This window comes from Phytobacter ursingii (assembly GCF_001022135.1).
In the GTDB taxonomy this organism is placed as follows: domain Bacteria; phylum Pseudomonadota; class Gammaproteobacteria; order Enterobacterales; family Enterobacteriaceae; genus Phytobacter; species Phytobacter ursingii.
Window position 1 is genome coordinate 3774157 of sequence record NZ_CP011602.1, and the last position, 19396, is coordinate 3793552.

Genomic DNA, 19396 nt, shown 5'->3' on the forward strand with positions numbered 1-19396 from the left:
AGAGCAAATGAGCCACTACCAACACCTTTTCACCCCGTTAACCATTAACGGGATGACGATAAAAAACCGGATCATCATGCCGCCAATGGGCACCAATCTGGCGAGCCTGAACGGCGAAGTCTCTCAGGAACAGCTGGAATACTACGAACTGCGGGCAAAAGGGGGGACTGGTTTAATTACAATTGAGAATATCTGTATCGATTTCCCGTTTGCCTCGAATGGCACAACGCAACTGCGTATCGATAACGATCAGTATATTCCCGGACTTTTCAAATTAACCGAGACACTGCATAAACACGGTGCCTGCGTCTCTATTCAGCTAAATCATGCGGGCGCTTCTGCTTATGCTTATCGCCTGAATGGCGAACAGCCGCTCTCTTCTTCGAATACACCGTCGAAAAAGAACGGCAATATTCCTCGCGCCATGACCCATGACGAAATATATCATGCAGTTAATAAATTTGGTGAAGCGGCAGAGCGTGTTAAACGTGCAGGATTTGATTGCGTGGAAATTCACGCAGGCCACTCTTATCTAATCAGTCAGTTTTTATCGCCGCTGTTTAATAAACGTACCGATGAATTTGGCGGTTCCCCTGAAAATCGCGCCCGCATTTTAACGCTGGTGGTTGATAAAGTGCGTGCCTGCGTCGGGCCACGTTTCCCAATTAGCCTGCGTTTCAGTGCCGATGACTTCCTTAAGGGCGGTAATACGCTGGAAGACACGCTGCGTATGCTGGCACTCTGCCAGGATAAGGTCGACATTCTCAATGTTTCGGCCGCGCAAAACGATAACCTGAATCTGCAGATTGATCAGATGTCGCTGGAAGATGGCTGGAAACGTTATCTCTCCCGCGCCGTACGCGATACGTTTAATAAGCCGACGGTTATCGCCGGCAATATTCGCTCACCGAAAGTCGCCGAAGACATTATCGCAACGGGCGATGCGGATCTGATTGCTATTGGCCGGGGCCTGATTGCCGAACCAGAATGGGTGCAAAAGGTCCAGAGCGGCAATGAACGCCTGATGCGCAAATGCATCTCCTGCAATATTGGCTGTGCCGATCACCGTATCGCCCGCTCTCGTCCGCTGCGCTGTTCCATCAATCCGGACATCATTCATGGCGACGCTTATAAGCTACGCAGGGTAAATCGCGATATCCGTGTCGTGGTTATCGGTGCGGGAACCGCAGGAATGGAAGCCGCCTGTACCGCCGCAGAAGTCGGCTGCCATACCTGGTTGCTGGAGAAGAAAAATAGCCTCGGCGGACTCGCCTCTGAAATCTCGCGCCTGCCGGAGAAGAAGCGTATCGCCGACTTCCCACAATTTATGAAAAACCGGATGGCCGGATTAGACAATTTAATGCTGATGGTTGGTCAGGAGGCCAATGTTGAGCGCATTGCCGGGCTGCGGCCGAACCTGATTGTTAACGCTACGGGCTCCACGCCGCTGCTCCCACCGATTAACGGGCTGAAAGAGTGCATCGATGTCGAGGGCGGCAACGTCTTCTCCATCATGGGCATGATTCATCACCTGGACCAGTTCGCGGACGTAGAAGGAAAACGGATTGCCGTTGTTGGCGGCGGAGCCGTCGGTCTGGATGTCATCGAATATTTCTCTGCACGCGGAGCACGTACCACGCTCATTGAGATGCAGGATGGCCCGGGCCGCGACCTGGACATCATCACCAAAAATGCCATGTTGACCATGCTGGATGAACACCACGTGGAACAGCACATGCAAACACAACTCGTCGCCGTTCACCCGACACACTTTAGCGTCAAGCAAGCCGACCGTGCTCACGACATTCCTTTTGACTACGGCTTTGTTTGCCTGGGAATGCGTGCCAATACCACCGGTCTCAATGAAATTGAGCAATGGGCCAGAGCCAATAACGTAAAAATAATGAACATCGGCGACAGCCTGATGGCCCGGCGAATCATTGATGGCGTGCGCGAAGGGCGCAACGTGCTGGACACCCTCGAAGATATGGGTGCTCTGGGCAACCGCGAATCCGCAAAAATTCCACTTCTAACATATTGAGGATTTAATCATGGCAGAACGTATTACTGGTCACACTGAGCTGATTGGCCTGATTGCAACGCCGATTCGTCACAGCATGTCGCCGACAATGCATAACGAAGCCTTTGCCCATCTGGGTCTGGATTATGTCTATCTGGCATTTGAAGTAGACAACCAGGAATTGAAAGATGTGGTACAGGGTTTCCGGGCGCTCAAACTGCGCGGGTTTAACGTCTCCATGCCGAACAAAACCGCCATTTGCCAGTACCTGGATAAACTCTCTCCGGCGGCAGAGCTGGTCGGCGCGGTCAATACCGTGGTTAATGACAATGGTGTGTTAACGGGTCATATCACCGACGGTACCGGTTATATGCGCGCACTGGCCGAAGAAGGCATAGACATTATTGGCAAGAAAATGACGGTCCTGGGCGCGGGTGGCGCGGCAACGGCGCTCTGCGTTCAGGCTGCGCTGGATGGCGTGAAAGAGATCTCCATCTTCAACCAGAAAGACAAATTCTTCGCCAATGCGGAGCAAACTGTCGCTAAGATCCGCAATAACACCCACTGTGAAATTCATCTCTACGATCTTGCCGATCATGACAAACTGCGTCAGGAAATCGACAGCAGCATGATCCTCACGAATGCTACCGGCGTTGGCATGAAACCGTTTGAGGGACAGATGCTGCTGCCGGACGACAGTTTCCTGCGCCCTGATTTGATCGTCTCTGACGTAATTTATAACCCACGCAAAACCCATCTGCTGCAAGTTGCTGAGAAGAAAGGCTGCCGCACCCTGAACGGTCTGGGAATGATGCTCTGGCAAGGGGCGAAAGCCTTTGAAATCTGGACAGGTAAAGAGATGCCGGTCGATTACGTCAAAAACGTCCTTTTCTGAGGCCCGGCACGATGAAAAATAGATATGTCCCAACTGCGGCTGGGCTGTATCTCAACTACCTGATCCATGGTATGGGGGTATTGTTAATTACCCTCAACATGGCGAATTTACAGGAACAGTGGGGAACAGACAGAGCCGGCGTTTCGATTGTTATTTCGTCTTTGGGTATCGGTAAACTCGCCACCATCGTGACGGGTTTCCTTTCTGACCGCTATGGTCGTAAGCCCTTTATCTATCTGGGTATTCTGAGCTATTTGCTGTTTTTCTTCGGCATTTTGCTGACCAAAAACATCTATGCTGCCTATTGCTTTGGCATCATGGCCGGTCTGGCGAACAGCTTCCTCGACTCCGGAACCTACCCGGCGCTGATGGAATCTTTCCCGAACTCAGCAAGCCGTGCGAACGTGTTAATCAAAGCGTTTGTCTCGGCCGGGCAATTTCTGCTGCCGTTCATTATTAGCCTGTTGATTTGGGCGAACCTGTGGTTTGGCTGGTCATTTATCATCGCGGCTGTGTTAATGATTCTTAGCGCCCTCTATTTGATCAAAATGCCCTTCCCTGACAACCGGGCGAAAAAAGAGACGTCTGAAAAACCTGCCGCGACAACAACGCCGCAGTCTGATGCCGGTACGATGGATATGCTGGTGTTCACGCTGTACGGCTATATTGGTATGGCGACCTTCTACCTGGTCAGCCAGTGGCTCGCACAGTACGGCCAGTTCGTTGCGGGTATTCCCTACGAATCAGCCATCAAGTTACTGAGTATCTATACGGCGGGCTCGTTGACCTGTGTATTTGTCACCGCAACCTTTGTGAAAAACGTCATGAACTCTGCCGTTGCAATGATTCTCTACACTGGCATCTCGATGATTTCATTGCTGATTGTATGTATGTTCCCGACGCCAATGATCGTGACCGGTTTCGCTTTCGTGATCGGTTTCTCGGCAGCGGGTGGCGTACTGCAACTGGGCGCAACCATCATGGCGATGAGCTTTCCGAACGGGAAAGGCAAAGCCACCGGGATCTTCTACACCGCCGGCAGTATTGCCAGCTTCACTATCCCGTTGATTACGGCGAAACTGTCCAAAATCAGCATTGCCAGCATTATGTGGTTTGATTTAATTATCGCCATAATCGGCTTTGTGATTGCGTTGTACATCGGTTATCGTCAGTTTCAGGCTCGCGCTGCCCAAAAAACGGTCCGCGCAACCGCCACTGCCTGACGGTTCGGCGAGAAAATTATGGATACCAAAATGACGAAAGCAGTAACGGTTAAAAACATCACCTTTCAGGAAGGGACCACACTTATCTGTGTGCCGCTGATCGGCAAAACGCTCGACGAACTGAAAGCAAATGCCCGGACGCTGGCCACCGCCGGTGCCGATCTTATCGAATGGCGTATCGACCACTTTACGCAGGTTCGCGAACCGCAGCACGTGCACCAGGCGCTTAGCGACCTTCGCCAGATTCTGGCCGACATTCCGCTCTTGTTCACCTTCCGCAGCAAAAAAGAAGGCGGCGAAACGGAAATCAGCGATGAAGCCTATTTTGAGCTTAATCGTCAGGCAGCGCTCAGTGGTCTGGTCGATCTTATTGATATTGAGTTGTTCAACGATGAAGCGCAGATTCGTGCGGTGATTGATGTGGCCCATGGCGCGGGTGTTAAAGTAATCATGAGTAACCATGATTTCCACAAAACACCGGCACAGGAAGATATCATCTACCGTCTTCGCCGCATGCAGGATTTGGGCGCAGACCTGCCGAAAATTGCGGTAATGCCGCAAACGCCGCAGGATGTGCTGACGCTTCTCGCCGCCACGCTGACCATGAAAGAGAAATATGCGACGCGCCCCATTATTACCATGTCGATGGCAAAAATGGGCGGCGTCAGTCGCGTGACAGGTCGCCTGTTTGGTTCAGCGATGACGTTTGGTACCGTAGGTCAGGCCTCGGCACCAGGACAGATCGCCATCAAAGAACTGCGTGAACTGATGGATATTCTGTACTAAAACAAAAGGCCCGGAGCCTGTCTCCGGGTTTTTTGTCAGCGCTTTTGCTGGCTGTCATCAATGATGAAGTTTCTAAATGACTGAATTGCTGGTGAAAGTACGCGATCTTTCATGGTCGCCAGATAGATATAACGCGGCGGGATCTTATTTTTTATCGCCAGAATATGGACGTTATAATACGAGAGTGCAGAAATTCTTGGCATGATCGCAATACCGTAATCAATACTGACCAGCCCCGCCATCGCCGTATCCTCATCAACATAACAGGCAATATCAGGCACCAGTTTTTGCTGCATAAAGACATTATCGATAAACGGCCGCAGGCCGCTGTTCTCCGAAAAGTAGATATACGGGTAGTGAATCGTCTCCACAAGATCCACTTCATTTTGATACAAACGCGCCAGCGGATGATCTTTTGCGGTAACGACCACCAATTCCTGCTGAATAATAGGAATAAAATCGATATCCGGTTCATCAGGTATATATGAGCAAATCGTTAAATCGCTCTTGCCGGCTTTCAGTTCCTGCAATAAAGTCAGTGAGGTCCCTTGAGTAAAGGAGAAGGTCACATTGTGGCGGGAAGGAAGAGTAGAATATTTGTGAATTAACTGCGGGACAACATATTCACCCATTGTATATATAAAGGCGATGCGAATGTTCTCCTTATTTTCCAGCCCACTTTTCTGCAAGGTCATTCGACCATTTTCCAGCGATGTCAGCGCATCTTCGACATAGGGGAGAAAGCGTTTTCCATTTTGCGTAATTTCAACATTTCGCCCCTTTCTGGCAAACAAGGATACGCCAAGCTCCTTCTCCAGCTCAGAGATAGCGTGACTTAAGGAAGGTTGAGTAATGAAGAGGCTGGAAGCTGCCTCAGTGTAATGCTCCGTTTCTGATAAACGCTTAAAATAATAAAGTTGCTTTAGGTTCATTATTTTTGACCGTATAATATAAGATTAAAGATATTGCGTTAAATATAGCACAGCAGAGATAATCCTCAGGGGGTAAAGCATCAATTCTTGGGCAATATCAAATATTCATATGATGCGGTGAATAATATGTTAAGCGTTAGTTTATAGCGTGAAAATAAACAGCGAGAAAATAAAATGTTTCTGCATATTGAGGAATATGCAAAAATATTTTAAATATTAAAGGAAAATAACATGAGGACAAGTATCAGCCGGGAAAGTGCTGTGCCCCTGGTGGGCCAACAGAAACGAACCAAAGCGCGAATTGTAATTTTATTGTTATTATCTATTGGTACGATGATCAATTATCTGGATCGTACCATCTTAGGTATTGTCGCTCCCGCACTAAGTAATGAGATCCATATCGATCCCGCTATGATGGGTATCGTCTTCTCCGCCTTTGCCTGGACCTACGCACTGGCACAAATTCCCGGAGGAATGTTTTTAGATCGCTTCGGAAACAAAATAACCTACGCCCTTTCTATCTTTTTCTGGTCAACGTTTACCTTACTGCAAAGTTTTTCGCTAGGGTTAAAGTCTCTGCTGCTATTTCGTTTAGGTCTGGGGATCAGTGAAGCCCCCTGCTTCCCTGTTAACAGTCGCGTCGTAGGAACATGGTTCCCACAACATGAACGCGCCCGGGCAACCGCAACCTATACTGTCGGAGAATATATTGGCCTGGCGGCCTTCTCCCCAATTTTATTTTTAATCCTTGAACATCATGGCTGGCGAACATTATTTTTTATTACCGGTTCGCTTGGCATTGCCTTTACGTTTGTATGGTGGAGATTTTATAAAGAGCCGCATGAATCAACAACAGCAAATAAAGAAGAGCTGGAATACATTGGGGCTGGCAATAAAGAAAAAGGCAGCGAGAACATCCCTTTTAACTGGTCGGATGCAAAAAAACTACTGTGCTGCCGACAGGTCATTGGCGCTAGCTTAGGGCAATTTGCGGGTAACACCACGCTGGTGTTCTTTCTGACATGGTTTCCCACGTATCTCGCTCACGAGCGGCATCTCCCGTGGCTACACGTCGGCTTTTTTGCGACCTGGCCGTTTCTCTCGGCAGCGGTGGGAATCATTTTTGGCGGATGGATTTCAGATAAGTTATTGAAAAAAACCTCCTCTGTAAATATCAGCAGAAAGCTACCGATCATCTCTGGCTTGCTGCTCTCAAGTTTTATTATTGCAGCGAATTGGGTATCGAATAATACGCTGGTGATCGTAATTATGTCGGTTGCCTTTTTCGGCCAGGGCATGGTTGGACTAGGCTGGACGTTAATTTCCGATATTGCTCCCAAAAATATGGCAGGGCTAACGGGTGGGATCTTCAATTTCTGCGCCAACATGGCATCGATTATTACGCCGTTGATTATTGGCTTTATTATCTCCGGTACCGGGAATTTCTTCTACGCACTTATCTATATTGGCCTGACGGCGTTGATTGGCGTTGTCGCTTATATTTTTATCATTGGTGATATCAAACGCATTGTACTGAAATAACCCACTGCTCCCGGCAACAGTCTGTCGGGAGCGGTTTTTCACATCACACGTCTTTAACCCGGCTGGTCAAAAAGAGCGTCACCAGCGAGAGCGCCGCAATCACCCAGTACACCTTCGCATGGCCGAAACTTTGCGCCAGTGCGCCCTGTATAACCCCGGCGAGGATCACCCCCGTAGAGATACTGTTGGTGAACAGCGTTGTCGCGGATCCGGCACGGCCAGGCATCAGATCCTGGAACCATAGCATGCCTATACCGGCAATAATCCCAATAAAGATAGCGTTAAAGATCTGCAGGCCAAGCAACGCTTCACGGCTATGGAACACGATAAGCCCAACGTAAAAGACCACCCCCGCCGCCACCGCGCTGACCATCATCTTGCGCTTGCCAAAACGCTTAACGTAGTAGCCCGCGAGGATCATTGCCGGGATCTCCAGTCCTGCGGCCGTTCCCATTAACACCCCCGCCAGACTGTCCGGTAAACCCAGCTCGCTGCTGATCCACAGTGGCATATCAATGATGTACATCGTGTTGCAGGTCCACATCATCGTCGAGGCGATAAATAACATACGGACGTTCTTATTGCCCCAACCGCTGACTTCCGTCACGGCGATATCTGCAGGCTGTTCGATCCGCTTCACGGAGGGCAACCACAACGCCACCAGCACCAGGCTTATCACGAAGATACCGGCGGCGATCGCGTACATAGCGGTAAAGCCATAGTTAAGCGCCAGCATAAAGGCCATCGGCGGACCAACAACCCATGCCACCGAAATTTGCGCACGCATGATCGAGCTGAACATCACCACTTCACGCGCTGAGCTATCCGCATATTCCCGCGCCAGCGCGAAAAGCTGCGGCATAGCGGTACTCGCCAGCGACGCCAGCATCACGCCACAAGTGATAAGGGTCAGATAATGGCGATTGAAGGCAAACAGAAGGGCGTTTCCCACCGCCATCAGGCAGCAAAACATAATCAGTTTTTTGCGATCGCCCTGCTGGTCAGAGCGTTTTGCCAGTCCGAGGCTGACCAGAATCCCGGCAATGGCGTTAACGGTATAAAACAGTCCAACCCAAAACGGTTGCGCCCCCACCTCACGACTCAGAAAAAGACTCAGCGTCGGGGCCTGCAAAGCACCGGCAACACCGATCATAAACGCGACGATCATAAAAGCGATGAAGACCCCGTTCAGGCGACGTCCCATCGTGACTAACCAGAGCATAAAGATCCCTTGCACGCGAAAGAAACGAAAAAAGCCAGCAGATAATAACTGCTGGCGTGGTGATAAGCACCAATACTCAGTCACACATGATGGACGCGTTTCAGGGTTCAGAGACCGGGATTGTCACTTCCCACTGCATTAATTCTTCGAGCATTTTCAGCCGCTGGTTCGTACTCAGACGAAAGAGTCGGGACGCATCCTGCGTCGCGCGAAAATACGCTAAGTAAAATTGCCGTGTAGACGATCTCTTCATAGCCACCTCCTCGCTTCATCACGGAGGATTATTGGCTTAATATAGGGATAAATAAATTGCTGACTTTTCATCAGGAGTTCCCCTTTTATGCCATCAGGTCGCCTGCAACAACAGTTCATTCGTCTATGGCAATGTTGTGACGGGAAATCTCAGGAGACAACGCTCAATGAGTTGGCCGATTTGCTGAGCTGTTCCCGTCGCCATATGCGCACCCTGCTCAATACCATGCAAGATCGTGGCTGGCTGACCTGGGAGGCAGAAGCCGGACGCGGCAAACGTTCGCGCCTGACATTTCTCTATACCGGTCTCGCCTTACAGCAACAGCGGGCAGAGGACTTACTGGAACAGGATCGAATCGAGCAACTGGTTCAACTGGTGGGCGATAAGAGCGCGGTCCGCCAGATGTTGATCTCGCATTTGGGCCGTAGCTTCCGCCAGGGGCGGCATATTCTGCGGGTTTTGTACTACCGTCCACTGCGTAATCTGCTGCCAGGCACCGCCCTGCGGCGCTCTGAAACCCACATGGCGCGGCAGATTTTTAGCGCGCTGACACGCATAAATGAGGAAAATGGGGAACTGGAAGCCGATATCGCGCATCACTGGAAAGCGATCACGCCGCTCCACTGGCGTTTTTATTTGCGCCCCGGCATCCATTTTCACCATGGGCGTGAACTCGAAATGCGCGATGTCATCGCCTCCCTCGAACGCGTCTGTACACTGCCGCTCTACTCGCATATCACCCAGGTTATCTCTCCGACGCCCTGGACGCTGGATATTCACCTGTCGCAGCCGGACACCTGGCTGCCCTGGCTGATGGGACATGTGCCCGCCATGATCCTGCCGCAGGAGTGGAACTCGATGGACAATTTCTCCAGCCATCCTGTCGGCACCGGGCCTTATGCGGTCACGCGCAATAATAATAACCAGCTGAAAATTCATGCGTTTGATGACTACTTCGGTTATCGCGCGCTTATCGATGAAGTCAATGTCTGGGTACTGCCGGAAATTGGCGATGAACCGAATGGCGGCCTGACCATTGACGGGCCAACCGACGGCGAAAAAGCGGTCGAAAGCCGCCTCGAAGAGGGCTGTTACTATCTGCTCTTCGATGCCCGCTCACACCGGGGCGCAAACCAGGCCGTTCGCGACTGGATAAGCCAGGTTCTCTCCCCCACCCGGCTGCTCTACCACGCGGAAGAACATTATCAGCAGTACTGGTTCCCGGCGTACGGACTGCTGCCGCGCTGGCACCATGCGCGACCTGGCAGCGGTGAAAAACCAGCGGGGCTGGAATCACTCACCCTGACTTTCTATCGCGATCACAACGAGCATAAAGCGATTGCCAACACCATGAGCAAGCTACTGGCGCAACATGATGTGCGCCTGGAGATACAAGAAGTGGATTACGAAGAGTGGCACCGCGGCGATATCGTCAGCGATATCTGGCTCAATAGCGCCAACTTCACGCTGCCGCTCGATTTTTCCCTCTTTACGCATTTGTATGAAGTCCCGCTGATTCAACACTGCGTCCCGCTGGACTGGCAGGCCGATGCTGAGCGTTGGCGCGCCGGAAAGATGAATCTGGCCGTCTGGTGTCAGCAGTTACTGGCAAGCAAAACCCTGGTTCCGCTGATTCATCACTGGCTGCGGATTCAGGGTCAGCGCAGTATGCGCGGTCTGCGTATGAACACCCTTGGCTGGTTTGACTTCAAATCCGCATGGTTCGCCCCGCCCGACCGGTAATCGTTCAGATTCTGGCGCTTCCTGCTGAATGATAAAGGGGCGCTTTCAGAAAACTTACAAAATCATTACAATGGCGCAGTGCTCAACGGGGTGCTACGCCAAAAGCGTGTGCTGAGAAAATACCCGTCGAACCTGATCCGGATAACGCCGGCGAAGGGATTTGAGGCTATCGCTTAAAATCCTCTTTGCCACCCATTTTTGAGGTGCAAAGTGCTTAAAAAAGTTCTGCCATTCCTGCTGCTTGCCGCAGCTCCCGCTTTCGCGAAACCGACCCTGACCGTTTACACCTACGACTCCTTCTCTGCGGAATGGGGACCGGGACCCGCGGTAAAAAAAGCCTTCGAAGCCGACTGCAACTGTGAGTTGAAATTTGTCGCGCTGGAAGATGGCGTATCATTGCTTAACCGTCTGCGTATGGAAGGCAAAAACAGCAAAGCGGATGTGGTGCTGGGGCTGGATAACAACCTGCTGGAAGCCGCCACACAAACCAAACTGTTCGCCAAAAGCGGCATTTCCCCGGACGCCGTTACCGTGCCTGGCGGCTGGAAAAACGACACCTTCGTTCCGTTTGACTACGGCTGGTTTGCGTTCGTTTATGACAAAAACAAGCTGAAAAACCCACCGAAAAGCCTGAAAGAACTGGTAGAAAGCTCACAGAAATGGCGCGTGATTTATGAAGATCCGCGGACCAGTACGCCAGGTCTCGGCCTGTTGCTGTGGATGCAGAAAGTGTACGGCGATAAGGCCCCGGACGCCTGGCAAAAACTGGCGGCCAAAACCGTCACGGTCACCAAGGGCTGGAGCGAAGCGTACGGTCTGTTCTTGAAAGGAGAAGGTGACCTGGTGCTGAGCTACACCACCTCTCCGGCTTACCACATCATTGAAGAGAAGAAAGACAACTACGCCGCCGCGGCCTTTAGCGAAGGTCACTACCTGCAGGTTGAGGTTGCTGCCCGAACCGCTGCCAGTAAGCAGCCGGAACTGGCAGAGAAGTTCCTGAAATTTATGGTTTCTCCGGCATTCCAGAACGCCATCCCGACTGGCAACTGGATGTACCCGGTCAGCAATGTCTCTCTGCCCGCCGGATTCGATGCGCTGGTGAAACCACAAACCTCGCTGGAATATACCCCGCAAGACGTCGCAACCCAGCGCGGCGAATGGATTAATGCATGGCAACGCGCCGTCAGCCGCTAACCTTCGGCTGGCTGGTTCCCGGTCTGGCCGCCGCCACACTGATGGTGGTGGTGGCCATCTCCGCGTTTCTCGCACTCTGGCAAAACGCCCCTGCGGCCGATCTGACAGTACTCCTGCACGATAGCTATCTGTGGCACGTGGTACGTTTTTCTTTCTGGCAGGCCTTTTTATCGGCGCTGCTTTCCGTCGTGCCGGCCATTTTTCTCGCCCGCGCGCTCTATCGGCGACGCTTCCCAGGTCGTCTTGCCCTACTGCGCCTGTGCGCGATGACGCTGATCCTCCCGGTACTGGTTGGGGTATTTGGTATTCTGAGTGTCTATGGCCGCCAGGGCTGGCTTGCCTCCGCGTTTCGCGCGGCAGGTCTGGACTGGACATTTTCACCGTACGGATTACTGGGCATTTTGCTGGCGCACGTTTTTTTTAACCTGCCGATGGCCGCCCGTCTGCTGTTACAGACTCTGGAGCAGATCCCCGGCGAGCAGCGACAATTGGCCGCTCAGCTCGGTATGCGCGGCTGGTCTTTCTTCCGTTATGTCGAGTGGCCCTGGCTGCGTCGCCAAATCCCGCCTGTCGCGGCCCTAATCTTCATGCTCTGCTTTGCAAGTTTTGCCACCGTGCTGTCGCTGGGCGGAGGCCCGCAAGCGACGACGATTGAACTGGCTATCTACCAGGCATTGAGTTACGACTTCGACCCTGGCCGCGCGGCACTGCTGGCACTCATTCAGATGATCTGCTGCCTGGGTCTGGTCCTGCTTAGCCAGCGCCTTAGCAAAGCCATATCCGTTGGCAGCCATCAGATCCAGGGCTGGCGCAACCCGGAAGATCGTTTTTTCAGCCGTTTCACCGACTACTCACTCATTCTACTGGCGCTCCTGCTACTGTTGCCGCCCCTGCTGGCGGTCATTGTCGACGGCCTGAACCTGAGACTTTTTCATGTGCTTGCCCAGCCCGTGCTCTGGCAGGCAATCTGGACCTCCGTGCGCATTGCGCTGGGAGCGGGATTGCTGTGCGTCACATTGACCATGATGTTGCTCTGGAGCAGTCGTGAGTTACGCTCGCGCCAGCATCAACTGGCCGGGCAAACGCTGGAGATGAGCGGCATGCTGATTCTGGCTATGCCGGGCATTGTGCTGGCGACCGGCTTTTTCCTGCTGCTGAGTAACAGCATCGGCCTGCCCTCATCCGCCGACGGTATTGTGATTTTCACCAATGCGCTGATGGCGATTCCCTATGCCATGAAAGTACTGGAAAACCCCATGCGTGATGTCACAGCACGCTATAGCCTGCTCTGTCAGTCGCTGGGGATTGAGGGGTTTAGCCGCTTACGCGTCGTGGAGCTGCGTGCCCTGAAAGCACCGCTGGCCCAGGCGCTGGCATTTGCCTGTGTGCTGTCGATTGGCGATTTTGGCGTCGTGGCGTTGTTTGGCAATGATGATTTCCGTACGCTGCCGTTCTGGCTTTATCAGCAGATTGGCTCTTACCGCACGCAGGACGGCGCCGTTACCGCGCTGATTTTGCTGCTTCTGTGCTTTTTACTGTTCACCCTTATCGAAAAACTTCCGGGCCGCCATGCTAAGACTGATTGATGTAACCTGGCTGTATCAGCACTTACCCATGCGTTTTACGCTGTCGATTAAACAGGGTGAGCAGGTCGCCGTGCTTGGTCCGAGCGGGGCCGGGAAAAGTACACTGCTGAATTTAATCGCCGGTTTTCTCTCGCCAGCCAGCGGCGTCATCATGATTGAAGATAGCGATCACACCGGCACACCGCCTTCGCGGCGCCCGGTGTCAATGCTGTTTCAGGAGAACAACCTCTTTACCCATCTCACCGTCAGGCAAAATATTGGTCTGGGGCTGGACCCGGGCCTCAAACTGTCCACGGCGCAAAATACAAAGCTTGCGACCATTGCCTGTACGATGGGGCTGGATGCGTTGCTTGACCGCATGCCGGATCAGCTTTCTGGCGGCCAGCGCCAACGCGTGGCGCTGGCCCGTTGCCTGGTTCGTGAACAACCGGTGCTCTTGCTGGATGAACCTTTTTCCGCGCTCGATCCGGCCCTTCGCCTGGAGATGCTGGCGCTGGTAAAAGAGGTGTGCCATCGCCAGCAGTTAACGCTGTTGATGGTCTCGCACAATGTGGAAGATGCCGCCCGCATCGCATCGCGTGCGCTGGTGATTGCCGATGGACGTATCGCCTGGGACGGGAAAACAGACGAATTGCTCAGCGGCAACGCGCCTGTCTCTACCCTGCTTGGGATCAGGTAACTACTTTTTGCAAAATAGACAGGTAGATGGGCATTAACGGGTGGCGAACCAGTATCGTCACCGCAACCAGGGCTCCTGCCGTCAGGAGTGGCGCCAGCCAGAACAATCGACGACGCGGCAGCCAGGCCGTTAAACGATCCAGCCCTGCTTTACCGCTGCGCCACAGGCGCCAGCACATCCAGAACGCCAGCCAAAGCAGCACCGCCGCCAGTAACAGTAGCCATTTAAAATTACCGCTCTGCTCTCCCGCCGGAATATCAATCGCTGCCCCGGCAAGAATGCCAGGCAGGAAATAAAAGGGCGGCCACAACAGACAGCCAAGGATGTTGGGAGGGATAAATTTCGTGACCGGTAAATCCAGCATGCCTGCAACCATTGGCACAACCGGGCGCGTCGGGCCGACAAAGCGCCCAACCAGGATAGTGAACATACTGTGCTGATGCAGCGCATGCTCGGTTTTATCCAGCAGCGCTTTGTTCTTACGAATGAATGACCAACGGTGCAGCGGCTTTTTGAAACGCCAGCCGAGCCAGAATGAGATCCAGTCCCCCAGCAGACACCCCACGATCCCCGCCATCCAGGCGTACCAGAAATTCACTTCGCCGCTGCCAATCAGCGCCCCGAGCGCCGCCATCATCACCGTACCGGGAAGAATCAACCCCACCAGCGCCAGCGACTCCAGGAAAGCCACGAGCGCAATCGCAATCAGCGTGTAGGCCGTAGATTGGGTAACAAAGTGTTCCAGCAATGCTTGCATACGTTTTCCGGTCAAAAAATGAAGCTGGCATTCTCCAGGCGCATACCTTGAGGGTCAAGCTTCAATTATCTGAATATTTTGCCGGTTATGACAGGTTGCCGGGCCACTCCTTGCCTATCTTTACGCTCTATTCACATCCTGCACGAAATTCACTGGGGCTGGCGCCGGTACATTTTTTGAAGACCCGCGAGAAATAGAGCTGATCTTCAAAGCCGACATTGCGCCCCACGCTGGCGATCGGCATACGTGTCGTACTCAACAGCAGCTTCGCCTGACTGATACGCTGATCCTCGCGCCAGCTCAGCACGCTCACCCCTAATTGCTGACGGAACAGGTGTGAGAGACGGGACGGTGAAAGACACACATGTTGCGCGACGCTGGCAATATCAAAATGGTTGTCCGCCAGATGATCGCTAATGTACTGGCAGGCATCGCGCACGCGGTTATCCAGGGGAGGATGCAGAGATTCATTGATGGCATCCATACGGCGCAACAACAGCTGCTCGAGGAGATTTATCGCCAGCAATTCAGCGTAACGTCCCCCGCTCTGACCGGCATCGATAATTTGCCCAAAGAGCTCGCTAAACTGCGCTAGCCAGGGCTCCTCCGGGCGAAAGAAACCGGTTTGCGCGAAAATAGTCGGCCAGCTTAGCCACTCATGCCAGTAGGCGCGCGGGCGGAAGTAGACCCACTGGTGATACCACTCTTTGGCATCCGGGTGGCGGCCATAGTGATGAATTTCTCCCGGTGGAAACAAAATCATATCGCCGGGGCGGCAAACGTACTGTTTCCCGTGGTTATTGATGACTCCCTCACCGCGGATGGTGAAATTGAGAATGTATCCCTTCATTCCCAGCGGACGATCGATAAAAAAATCGAGATAGCCCTCAGACTCGATTGGGGTCAACCCCGCCACCAGATGGGCGTTAAACGAGTAACCAGGCAACAGAGGATCATTTTGCGACTCAGCCATAAACTCGATACTCCGGGCATCATGAAGGAAACCAATTGTCCATATTGATACGCTTTTCATTAATCAGGCGTTTTGACCAGGCACAAGGAAAACACCGTCACTTTTAACCCCGCCAGATAAAAGCAATTACGCCATTTTTATGACGCCAGGGGGTTAAAAAGAGTCAACCAAAGTGTCTATAAAGGCGATTAAAATGTCCACATGGAATTTTTGCACACGGTCACACTTTGCACTCCCATAGCATTTTCGTCCATAAGATTAGCGAATCCTGCCTGACGCTTTTTTCAGCCGATCACTATGTTTCTCCATAAGGTTATTCTTCATGGAGCAAAACGATGGCAATCACAATTGGCCTCGATTTTGGCAGCGACTCCGTTCGCGCATTGGCGGTGGACTGTACCTCTGGGGCAGAAATCGCCACCAGCGTGGAGTGGTACCCTCGCTGGCAAGAGGGACGTTACTGCGACGCGGCACATAATCAATTCCGCCACCATCCCCGGGACTATATCGAGTCGATGGAAATGGCGCTTAAAAGCGTGCTGGCAGAGCTGTCGCCTGAACAGCGTGCCCAGGTCAAGGGTATTGGCGTGGACAGCACCGGTTCGACACCCGCGCCCATCGACGCAGAAGGTCGCGTTCTGGCGCTGCGTCCGGAGTTTGCAGACAATCCCAATGCGATGTTTGTGCTGTGGAAAGATCATACGGCGGTGGAGGAAGCCGAAGCGATCACCGCCCTGTGCCACGCAACGGGTAAAGTCGACTATTCACGTTACATCGGAGGGATTTATTCCAGCGAATGGTTCTGGGCAAAAATCCTGCACGTAACCCGCGCCGACAATGAGGTCGCCCAGGCTGCCGCATCGTGGATTGAACTGTGCGACTGGGTACCTGCCCTGCTCTCGGGAACCACCCGTCCACAGGATATCCGCCGCGGTCGCTGCAGCGCCGGGCATAAATCCCTGTGGCATGAAAGCTGGGGTGGCTTACCACCGGCCAGTTTCTTCGACGAACTCGATCCGATCCTCAATAAACACCTGCCGTGCCCGTTATTTACCGACACCTTCACCGCAGATATTCCGGTTGGCACGTTGACGGCGGAATGGGCGCAACGCCTTGGTTTACCCGAAACGGTGGTCATTTCCGGCGGCGCGTTTGACTGCCATATGGGCGCAGTAGGCGCCGGCGCACAGCCCAACACGCTGGTCAAAGTCATTGGTACTTCCACCTGCGACATCCTGATTGCTGATAAACCCAGCGTCGGCGATCGTGCGGTGAAAGGTATCTGTGGTCAGGTGGACGGCAGCGTGGTGCCCGATTTTATTGGTCTGGAAGCGGGCCAATCCGCGTTTGGCGATATCTACGCCTGGTTTGGCCGCATCCTCGGCTGGCCGCTGGAACAACTGGCGCAACAGCATCCGGAACTGAAAACACAAATTAAAGCCAGTCAGAAACAACTGCTGCCAGCGCTGACAGAAGCCTGGGCGCAAAACCCGTCGCTGGAACACCTGCCGGTGGTACTCGACTGGTTTAACGGTCGCCGTACACCGAACGCGAACCAGCGCCTGAAAGGGGTCATCACCGACTTGAATCTTGCCACCGATGCCCCGGCGCTCTTTGGCGGGCTGATTGCCGCTACCGCCTTTGGTGCCCGCGCCATTATGGAATGTTTCACCGAGCAAGGTATCGCGGTGGACAACGTCATGGCGCTGGGCGGTATCGCCCGTAAAAACCGCGTCATCATGCAGGCCTGCTGCGATGTGCTTAATCGCCCGCTGCAAATTGTCGCCTCGGATCAGTGTTGTGCGCTCGGCGCGGCCATTTTTGCCGCCGTCGCCGCAGGCGTTCACACCGATATTCCCGCGGCGCAACAGCAAATGGCCAGCCAGATCGAAAACACGCTGCAACCTGTGCCTGCGCAGGCTCAACGCTTTGAACAACTCTATCGCCGCTACCAGCAATGGGCGAAAAGCGCCGAGCTTCACTATCTCCCTGTAACTGCGCCAGCAACGCAGGCAGCGCTCTCTCACTAAGGACACAATAATGACGATTTTTGATAATTATGAAGTTTGGTTTGTGATTGGCAGCCAACACCTTTACGGACCCGAAGCCCTGCGTCAGGTGACGCAGCATGGCGAGCAAGTGGTGAACGCGCTGAATGCAGAAGCCAAATTACCCTGCAAACTGGTGCTTAAGCCGCTCGGCACCTCGCCGGATGAGATAACCAATATCTGCCGGGACGCCAACTATGACGACAAATGCGCCGGTATGGTGGTGTGGTTACATACCTTCTCACCCGCAAAAATGTGGATTAACGGCCTGACTATCCTTAACAAACCGCTGCTGCAATTCCACACCCAGTTTAATGCTGCCCTGCCATGGGACAGCATTGATATGGACTTTATGAACCTGAACCAGACCGCGCACGGCGGCCGTGAGTTCGGCTTTATCGGTGCCCGCATGCGCCAACAGCATTCAGTGGTAACCGGTCACTGGCAGGATAAAAAAGCGCACCAGCGTATTGGTGCCTGGATGCGTCAGGCCGTGTCCAAACAGGATACCCGTCATCTGAAAGTATGCCGTTTCGGCGACAACATGCGTGAAGTCGCGGTGACCGACGGCGATAAAGTGGCCGCACAAATTAAATTCGGATTCTCCGTCAACACCTGGGGTGTGGGCGACCTGGTGCAGGTAGTGAACAGCATCAGCGAAGGCGATATTAACGCACTGGTCGACGAGTATGAAAGCAGCTACCGCCTGACTGCTGCCGCGCAGGTGAACGGCGACAAGCGTCAGAATGTCATTGATGCCGCACGCATTGAGTTGGGTATGAAACGCTTCCTGGAACAGGGCGGCTTCCATGCCTTTACGACCACCTTTGAAGATTTACACGGCCTGAAACAACTGCCAGGGCTGGCCGTACAACGCCTGATGCAACAGGGCTACGGCTTTGCTGGCGAAGGTGACTGGAAAACCGCCGCTCTGCTTCGCATCATGAAGGTGATGTCGACCGGTCTGCAGGGCGGCACCTCTTTTATGGAGGACTACACCTATCACTTCGAAGAGAACAACGATCTGGCACTCGGTTCACACATGCTGGAAGTGTGCCCGTCCATCGCGCTGGATGAAAAACCGATCCTCGATGTTCAATACCTCGGCATTGGCGGTAAAGCCGATCCGGCACGCCTGATCTTCTCCACCAAAACCGGCCCGGCCATTAACGCCAGTCTGATCGATCTGGGGGATCGCTTCCGCCTGCTGGTGAACTGTGTTGATGCCGTTAAGACGCCGCACGATCTGCCGAAACTGCCGGTTGCTAACGCATTGTGGAAAGCGCAGCCGGATCTGCAGACGGCCTCCGAAGCCTGGATTCTGGCGGGCGGCGCGCACCATACCGTGTTCAGCCACGCTCTGAACCTCGATGACATGCGTCAGTTCGCTGAGCTACACGGGATCGAAATTGTGACTATCGATAACGACACCCGCCTGCCTGCCTTTAAAGACGCTTTGCGCTGGAACGAAGTGTATTACGGCTCCAAACGTTAACAGGGGAACATTTGGCCTGCTCCGGCAGGCCGCTTTTTCCTGGAGGAA

Annotated in this window: 16 protein-coding genes and 1 riboswitch; of the genes, 11 read left to right on the top strand and 5 right to left on the bottom strand. The window is 53.2% G+C overall.

Going from position 1 to position 19396, the window contains the following annotated elements; genetic code table 11:
* Positions 1-7: 7 nt before the first annotated feature.
* The 4 genes from AB182_RS21335 to aroD are packed head-to-tail and all read left to right on the top strand — an operon-like array spanning position 8 to position 4924.
* The gene (locus AB182_RS21335; RefSeq protein ID WP_047371839.1) at positions 8-2041 is read left to right on the top strand and encodes an oxidoreductase; all 2034 of its coding nucleotides are present in this window, start codon (positions 8-10) and stop codon (positions 2039-2041) included.
* Positions 2042-2051: 10 nt separating this feature from the next.
* Positions 2052-2915, top strand: a complete 864-nt coding sequence (locus tag AB182_RS21340; RefSeq protein ID WP_047371840.1) for a shikimate dehydrogenase — start codon at positions 2052-2054, stop codon at positions 2913-2915.
* Positions 2916-2926: 11 nt separating this feature from the next.
* Complete coding sequence (locus AB182_RS21345) at positions 2927-4138, top strand: MFS transporter (RefSeq protein ID WP_047371841.1); 1212 nt, start codon at positions 2927-2929, stop codon at positions 4136-4138.
* 30 nt (positions 4139-4168) lie between these two features.
* Positions 4169-4924: a type I 3-dehydroquinate dehydratase gene (gene aroD / locus AB182_RS21350; RefSeq protein ID WP_047371842.1), complete on the top strand. Its 756-nt coding sequence runs from the start codon at positions 4169-4171 to the stop codon at positions 4922-4924.
* Between the two features lie 35 nt (positions 4925-4959).
* Here aroD and AB182_RS21355 read toward each other — a convergent pair whose 3' ends face one another.
* Positions 4960-5856 carry a LysR family transcriptional regulator gene (locus AB182_RS21355; RefSeq protein WP_047371843.1) on the bottom strand — a complete coding sequence of 299 codons (897 nt, stop codon included), beginning with the start codon at positions 5854-5856 and terminating at the stop codon, positions 4960-4962.
* Between the two features lie 231 nt (positions 5857-6087).
* On the opposite strand from AB182_RS21355, the gene AB182_RS21360 reads away from it, so the two are divergent.
* Positions 6088-7398: an MFS transporter gene (locus tag AB182_RS21360; protein WP_047371844.1), complete on the top strand. Its 1311-nt coding sequence runs from the start codon at positions 6088-6090 to the stop codon at positions 7396-7398.
* 43 nt (positions 7399-7441) lie between these two features.
* Here AB182_RS21360 and AB182_RS21365 read toward each other — a convergent pair whose 3' ends face one another.
* The gene (locus tag AB182_RS21365) at positions 7442-8620 is read right to left on the bottom strand and encodes a sugar efflux transporter (protein WP_047371845.1); all 1179 of its coding nucleotides are present in this window, start codon (positions 8618-8620) and stop codon (positions 7442-7444) included.
* 100 nt (positions 8621-8720) lie between these two features.
* Entirely contained in the window at positions 8721-8873 is a 153-nt protein-coding gene (gene sgrT, locus AB182_RS30955; protein ID WP_071845930.1) for a glucose uptake inhibitor SgrT, read from the bottom strand.
* An 87-nt stretch (positions 8874-8960) separates the two neighbouring features.
* Here sgrT and sgrR point away from each other — a divergent pair, with 87 nt between their 5' ends.
* From sgrR to thiQ, 4 genes are all read left to right on the top strand, one after another.
* Complete coding sequence (gene sgrR / locus AB182_RS21370; protein ID WP_047371846.1) at positions 8961-10616, top strand: HTH-type transcriptional regulator SgrR; 1656 nt, start codon at positions 8961-8963, stop codon at positions 10614-10616.
* Between the two features lie 76 nt (positions 10617-10692).
* Positions 10693-10793: riboswitch (TPP riboswitch) on the top strand.
* 33 nt (positions 10794-10826) lie between these two features.
* Positions 10827-11810 carry a thiamine ABC transporter substrate binding subunit gene (thiB, locus tag AB182_RS21375; protein WP_047371847.1) on the top strand — a complete coding sequence of 328 codons (984 nt, stop codon included), beginning with the start codon at positions 10827-10829 and terminating at the stop codon, positions 11808-11810.
* A complete protein-coding gene (gene thiP / locus AB182_RS21380) occupies positions 11786-13396 on the top strand; it encodes a thiamine/thiamine pyrophosphate ABC transporter permease ThiP (protein ID WP_047371848.1) in 1611 nt (536 codons plus the stop codon). The genes thiB and thiP overlap by 25 nt, the downstream gene beginning before the upstream one ends.
* Complete coding sequence (gene thiQ / locus AB182_RS21385; RefSeq protein WP_047371849.1) at positions 13380-14075, top strand: thiamine ABC transporter ATP-binding protein ThiQ; 696 nt, start codon at positions 13380-13382, stop codon at positions 14073-14075. The genes thiP and thiQ overlap by 17 nt, the downstream gene beginning before the upstream one ends.
* Here thiQ and AB182_RS21390 read toward each other — a convergent pair.
* Together AB182_RS21390 and araC are read right to left on the bottom strand one after the other, a co-directional pair.
* Positions 14068-14832, bottom strand: coding sequence for a DedA family protein (locus AB182_RS21390; RefSeq protein ID WP_047371850.1), 765 nt, complete (start codon positions 14830-14832; stop codon positions 14068-14070). The genes thiQ and AB182_RS21390 overlap by 8 nt on opposite strands.
* 127 nt (positions 14833-14959) lie before the next feature.
* Positions 14960-15805, bottom strand: a complete 846-nt coding sequence (gene araC / locus AB182_RS21395; protein WP_039078339.1) for an arabinose operon transcriptional regulator AraC — start codon at positions 15803-15805, stop codon at positions 14960-14962.
* A gap of 335 nt (positions 15806-16140) precedes the next feature.
* Here araC and araB point away from each other — a divergent pair, with 335 nt between their 5' ends.
* Together araB and araA are read left to right on the top strand one after the other, a co-directional pair.
* On the top strand, positions 16141-17835 hold the full coding sequence (gene araB / locus AB182_RS21400; RefSeq protein ID WP_047371851.1) for a ribulokinase: 1695 nt from the start codon (positions 16141-16143) through the stop codon (positions 17833-17835).
* Positions 17836-17845: 10 nt separating this feature from the next.
* Positions 17846-19348, top strand: coding sequence for an L-arabinose isomerase (gene araA / locus AB182_RS21405; protein ID WP_047371852.1), 1503 nt, complete (start codon positions 17846-17848; stop codon positions 19346-19348).
* Positions 19349-19396 lie beyond the last annotated feature (48 nt).

Coding starts and splice junctions, on each gene's coding strand:
- sgrT (WP_071845930.1), bottom strand. CDS start 8,873: ATGAAGAGATCGTCTACACGGCAATTTTACTTAGCGTATTTTCGCGCG.
- araC (WP_039078339.1), bottom strand. CDS start 15,805: ATGGCTGAGTCGCAAAATGATCCTCTGTTGCCTGGTTACTCGTTTAAC.
- AB182_RS21355 (WP_047371843.1), bottom strand. CDS start 5,856: ATGAACCTAAAGCAACTTTATTATTTTAAGCGTTTATCAGAAACGGAG.
- thiQ (WP_047371849.1), top strand. CDS start 13,380: ATGCTAAGACTGATTGATGTAACCTGGCTGTATCAGCACTTACCCATG.
- sgrR (WP_047371846.1), top strand. CDS start 8,961: ATGCCATCAGGTCGCCTGCAACAACAGTTCATTCGTCTATGGCAATGT.
- AB182_RS21345 (WP_047371841.1), top strand. CDS start 2,927: ATGAAAAATAGATATGTCCCAACTGCGGCTGGGCTGTATCTCAACTAC.
- AB182_RS21390 (WP_047371850.1), bottom strand. CDS start 14,832: ATGCAAGCATTGCTGGAACACTTTGTTACCCAATCTACGGCCTACACG.
- araA (WP_047371852.1), top strand. CDS start 17,846: ATGACGATTTTTGATAATTATGAAGTTTGGTTTGTGATTGGCAGCCAA.
- AB182_RS21340 (WP_047371840.1), top strand. CDS start 2,052: ATGGCAGAACGTATTACTGGTCACACTGAGCTGATTGGCCTGATTGCA.
- thiP (WP_047371848.1), top strand. CDS start 11,786: ATGGCAACGCGCCGTCAGCCGCTAACCTTCGGCTGGCTGGTTCCCGGT.
- araB (WP_047371851.1), top strand. CDS start 16,141: ATGGCAATCACAATTGGCCTCGATTTTGGCAGCGACTCCGTTCGCGCA.
- AB182_RS21360 (WP_047371844.1), top strand. CDS start 6,088: ATGAGGACAAGTATCAGCCGGGAAAGTGCTGTGCCCCTGGTGGGCCAA.
- AB182_RS21335 (WP_047371839.1), top strand. CDS start 8: ATGAGCCACTACCAACACCTTTTCACCCCGTTAACCATTAACGGGATG.
- AB182_RS21365 (WP_047371845.1), bottom strand. CDS start 8,620: ATGCTCTGGTTAGTCACGATGGGACGTCGCCTGAACGGGGTCTTCATC.
- aroD (WP_047371842.1), top strand. CDS start 4,169: ATGACGAAAGCAGTAACGGTTAAAAACATCACCTTTCAGGAAGGGACC.